This is a genomic window from Vibrio sp. 10N.261.55.F4, from assembly GCF_041470465.1.
GTDB lineage: Bacteria > Pseudomonadota > Gammaproteobacteria > Enterobacterales > Vibrionaceae > Vibrio > Vibrio crassostreae_C.
Window position 1 is genome coordinate 1 of the sequence record NZ_JBFRMM010000012.1, and the last position, 1111, is coordinate 1111.

1 protein-coding gene is annotated in these 1111 nt (G+C 41.8%); it reads left to right on the plus strand.

The annotated features are described in order from the left end of the window. Positions 1 to 59 precede the first annotated feature (59 nt). Positions 60 to 1095, plus strand: a protein-coding gene (locus AB4249_RS07115) for an IS630 family transposase (RefSeq protein WP_102394396.1) whose coding sequence is annotated in 2 segments (ribosomal slippage) — positions 60 to 518 and positions 520 to 1095 — 1035 coding nt in all. Because the reading frame shifts where the segments join, the coding sequence is not laid out codon by codon here. The last annotated feature ends 16 nt before the right edge of the window (positions 1096 to 1111 follow it).

Here is a 1111-nt window from a genome sequence, read left to right on the forward strand (position 1 = left end):
ACCAATTAAAGTAAAAATGTGATCTAATTAAGATTGATGAATTATTGTGAAATTTAGCCATGGATAGCCTTAATAACACTGACTTCAAAAAGCTTGCGAGCCAGCAAAAAACCATTCAGATGAAGATGCGTTTACTTGCGCTCGCACACTTTAAAGACGGCCTCTCTCGTACACAAATTGCAAAATCTCTCAAAGTCAGTCGAACCAGTGTCAATAAATGGGTTCGGATTTTTTTTGAAGAAGGCCTAGAAGGACTTCAAGAAAAACCTCGGACTGGTAGGCCTGCATACCTCACCGATGAGCAGCGGGCTCAACTCAGTGCCTTCATAAAAAAAGAAGCTGAATCACCTTCTGGTGGCCGCCTTGTTGGAAGCGATATACATGACTACATCGTTAAACACTTTGACAAGCACTACCACCCTAATTCCATCTATTATCTCCTCGACCACATGGGTTTTTCTTGGATAACTTCTCGTTCCAAACACCCTAAACAATCACAGCAAATACAGGACGATTTTAAAAAAATTCCAAATCGAAACGATCCTTAAGATCCCCGGCCATATTGGGCTAGAGAGTGTTGATGTCTGGTTTCAAGACGAAGCTAGGTTTGGTCAGCAGAACACAACAACACGTCTTTGGGCTACTCGTGGAACGAGACCTCGCGTAGTAAAACAGCAGCAATTTGAATACGCTTATTTGTTTGGCTCAGTGTGCCCATCGAGAGGGATTGGTGAGGCAATGGTCGTCCCTTGGGTTAACAAAGACATCATGATAAACCATCTAGAGCAGATATCTAAAGTCACAGAAAAAGACCGTCATTCAGTGGTAATAATGGATGGCGCAGGATGGCATACCGATGATATTGCTAACCCATTTGATAATGTCAGTATTATCAAATTGCCGCCATACTCACCAGAGCTTAACCCTATAGAGCAAGTGTGGAGTTGGTTAAGGCAACACTATCTAGCAAACCAAAACTTCATTGATTATAACGATATTGTTTCGAAGGTCTGTAGCGCTTGGAATGGATTTCTTGAGTGCAAAGATCGCGTCACAAAAATGTGTACAAGAGATTGGATTGACCTGATCAGTTAATTTTCCGGATTGGTAT